We start from the raw sequence: 4,182 nt of genomic DNA on the forward strand, positions 1-4,182 counted from the left end.
ATGGCTGCCGCACTCCAAACGCTGCCACACCGCACGACGAGCGGGTAAGGCAACCAATTCAGCGCGTGATGACACTATTGATGATCGCCAGCGCTGCTATATTCTTACCGGCATGATATGCTGTCATTGACAATTGGCAAGCGTTCATGCGCCTGCGTGACTGTCTGGAAGCAGACAGCACAGCTTTTTAGACATCGGCATTGAGCGTCCTGATGAGGTAGACGTCACGTTAACTCATATTTTCTGTCCGCCCTCGAATCCCTATCGACCTTCCACGGTAACCAAACAAAAAAGGCGCAGGGCATCCACCCTGCGCCTTCTCAAACGAGAACGACCGATTACTTCGCCGGAGCCATCTTATCGAGCATCTTCGTCATACTCTCATCATCCGTGATCGGGTTGCGCAAGTTCTCAACCAGGTTCTGAATCTCCTTCGAGGGTTCTTTGGTGAGCAGGCTGACAACCACGATCAAGATAATCGCCACCGGCAGACCGAAGATACCGGAACCGAGGTGAGAGATACCGAGTATATTGAAGGCCGGATTGAGATAGTTGTTCGCCATATAGAAGATGGTCACAGCCAAACCGCCGATCATACCGGCAATCGCCCCAGGCCCATTCGCTCGCTTCCAAAAGATGCCCAACAAGACGACCGGGAAGAAGGTGGATGCAGCCATTGAGAAGGCCCAGGCCACCATCTGTGCGATCAAGGCGAGACGTGGAATAGCGAGCAGTGCAGCAATGACTGCGGCGACAACAATCATTGCTTTGCCCAGCACGATACGAGTATTGAGGCTGGCTTTCGGATTGATCGTGCGGAAGTAGATATCGTGGGCAATCGCCGACGCAATCACGACCAGCAGACCGTCGGCGGTGCTTAGTGCAGCAGCCAGACCACCGGCGGCAACAAGTGCGCCGATAGTGAAGGGCAGATTGGCGATATCGGGCGTCGAGAGCACAACGAGGTCACCATCGATACCATCGGCAGCGGTGCGGCCCAGCTCATTGAGCTGCAAAACACCATCGACACGCGCCTTAGTTACTGCCGTTCCAGAGATCTCGCCAGCACGGCCTTTGCCCTCACCGGCATCTTCCCAGGCAGCAAGGTCGATCCTACCATTCCCATTGGCATCCTCAACCACAACCGAACCAGCGTTGATCAGATTCTTCACCCAGGTTGGCTCCTTACCAACTTCTACTCCGTCCAGAATCTTTAGGTCACGGATCACGATCAAGCCATTCCGTGCCCAGGTGGATGTCCAATCCGGCAACTGGCTGATCTCCTTACCAACCACATTCTCAAGAATTTGCCAGCGTGAGAATGCGGCATAGGCAGGAGCGGTAAAATAGAGCAGGAAGATGAAGAAGAGCGACCAACCGACACTTATGCGGCTCTCGCGCACGCTGGGCACGGTGTAGAATCGGATCAGAATGTGGGGCAGACCAGCAGTACCCAGCATCAGACATGCCATCAGGGCAAGGAAGTTCCACGGCGTTCCACGCCAGTCGCCTAGTTCCGGCTTCTTGGCATCGGGAATTGCCTGCGCCGCAGGTGGGGTGATATTCAGGCCAAACTGTGTATTAAGCTGCTTCACCGCATCAACTGCGGCAGTGTTGCTCAGACCTTCGTTGAAAGGTGGAATATATCCACTGGTGACAAACTTACCCGGAACAACCGGTGACTCAGACGCCTTCGACAAGCCTTGCGCCACCTCAAGCTCTTGAATACGCTGAAGCGCCTGACCGTAGCTCAACTGGGGCATTGGGAAGCCAGTAAGCTGAATTGACAGCGCAGTTACCGGGATCAGATAAGCGGTAATCAGAATGATGTACTGGGCTACCTGCGTCCAGGTCACCGCCTTCATACCACCCAGGAATGAACAGACTAGCACACCTGAAAGGCCGAGGATAACACCGATCATGTAATCAACACCGACAAAGCGCTGCATGATGATACCGACACCCACAACCTGAGCGGTCACGTAGGTCAGCGAGACAATGATGGCACAGATTGCAGCCACCACACGTGCGGTGTTACCACCGAAACGGGCACCGACAAAGTCGGGAATGGTGTACTGACCGAACTTGCGCAGGTACGGCGCGAAGAGCAGGGCCAGCAGCACATAGCCACCGGTCCAACCCATAATGTAAGCAAGACCATCGTAGCCAATCAACCAGAGTGTACCGGCCATTGAGATGAACGACGCTGCACTCATCCAGTCTGCACCGGTTGCCATACCGTTGAACACTGCCGGGACATTGCGACCGGCAACGTAATACTCATCAAGTACTTTCGTGCGCGAGAGAATACCAATTGTCGCGTACAAAGCGAAAGTAAGCAGAAGGAAAGCCCAACCGATAAGTTGCGTAGGTAGACCGGCAAAGACTTCAAGGAGCAGCATCAGGAGGCTGACACAAATGAAGCCAATGGTAAAGTAGCCGTAGTAGCGCGCCATCCGATTGCGGAAGACGCTCTGAGCTGAAGTGGACATGCACTCTTCTCCTCTACAACTGAAGACATCGGTAACAGCTTAGCGGTCGCGATCACTCAATCCGTACTTTTCATCCAACTTGTTCATCGCATAAGCGTAATAGAAGATTTCGATGACAAACACGACCAACGAACCCTGACTACCCATGTAGTAGCCGAGAGGGAAACCGGCAATCACAATGTTGTTCAGAGCTTCGACGAAGAGTACCGGTACATACGACACTGCGAACCAAATCGCAAGCAGAATGCTGATCAGACGCAGGTTCTCTGACCAGTACAACCGATTGCGCTCCGCAGCCGGGAGCTTCGATAGATCCGACATAGGACCTCCTTCAACGAGCTACACTGCCTACACGTTCAGTCGATGCATATTGACTATTGCTATGCCTGCCAGTGCCCCTCACGAACATGGTGAGGTTAGTAACATTCATGGTTAGTAACCAGGGCAAGACAGTGGCGGACATCCAACATGCCAGATATGCATCTCATATCGCGGTGTGATGATTGTAGCAACCATTTTTCAGCCCAGGTTAAGTTTTGTGTAAAGTTTTGGTAAATAACTCCCAGATTCTCTGTGGGTTTCTTCACGAGCGGAAGAGTGTGTAAGCAGGCTTATGAGACATCGAACAGAGTCATCTCTACGAGGGTAGCCGTATGCACAGGCAGGTAGTCATGGGAGGCAAGCGTGGTACGCCGGTACTGCTGCCAACAGGGATTTGCGAGCGTGCGCCGGTTCAGGTATGCACAACACTGCCAACCGCAAGTACGACGAATAGTATCAGGTGATGAGAGGCTGGCGGCTCGCTCTCCTAGGGGAGGCCAGCGCTTGCGTACCACGATGAGACTGTGCAAAGTTGCAATTATCGATCACGAAGCATCGTGCCTAGGGAATGCCAGCGCTTGCGCACCACGATAAAATCCTGACAAGTGCTGCGTGAGGATGATAGGCGAGAGCGGGCAATGCTGTGTTATTGAACCAGATTTAGTAACCATTGGTGCCAGTTGTTAGAGAGAAAACTCAGCGATGCTCATTCTGTAAGGAACAGCATCAGGGTGAACTGAGGGCACCAAATCCAAGCGCACGTTGACCATTGCGGAAACATCAGCCAGACGCATGTGAATGGACCGAGCCAGCCGCTATCGGATTCATTTCCGGTCACCAATCACGGTAACCAACGCCAAAGCGGTTGCAACGTACATGGGTTGATGCCAGGTTCCTTGCTTGCAGATCGGCATGGGTTCTGGACACCATCTTGGTCGCGAAAACCATAGTCTGCCCGCACGATGGTTTTGCCAATGACCGGCTTTCCGAGCGGATTGAAGCGGCTAGCGTCCACATTGATGGTATCCCCGTCCCAAGCGACTAGCCGGCAAACGTCATTCAACAGCCAACAAATCTTGATGTCAACGCGCCAGCGACCGTTGTCGCGACCTGTTTTGCCCACTTGCTGAGGACTGCGGCCTTGTCGCATCGGAACAATCAGTTCACTCGGGTAGCTATCAATGACGGTGAAGAACGTTGGATCGGTCAGAAGCCATTGCCACCAATCTTGATGCGTTTTGAGCAAGCGTTGTAATCTGGTTCGCTTCGGCAAAGTGCCATCACCAAACCAAGTGCCATCATCGCGTTGCAGCCAGCGCTAGAAGGTGCGCAAGCAGCCACCTTTGTGAGCAAACAGGATGCCAATCGT

At 53.3% G+C, this 4,182-nt stretch carries 2 protein-coding genes; both read right to left on the minus strand.

The window, feature by feature from the left end:
• Positions 1 to 338 precede the first annotated feature (338 nt).
• Positions 339 to 2,492 (minus strand): sodium:solute symporter family protein, encoded by a 2,154-nt coding sequence (locus VAE55_RS15855; protein WP_322816705.1) that lies wholly within the window; start codon positions 2,490 to 2,492, stop codon positions 339 to 341.
• 39 nt (positions 2,493 to 2,531) lie between these two features.
• Entirely contained in the window at positions 2,532 to 2,813 is a 282-nt protein-coding gene (locus tag VAE55_RS15860; RefSeq protein WP_322816706.1) for a DUF4212 domain-containing protein, read from the minus strand.
• Positions 2,814 to 4,182: the final 1,369 nt, after the last annotated feature.

It is taken from the genome of Chloroflexus sp., from assembly GCF_034432675.1.
Classification (GTDB): Bacteria; Chloroflexota; Chloroflexia; order Chloroflexales; family Chloroflexaceae; genus Chloroflexus.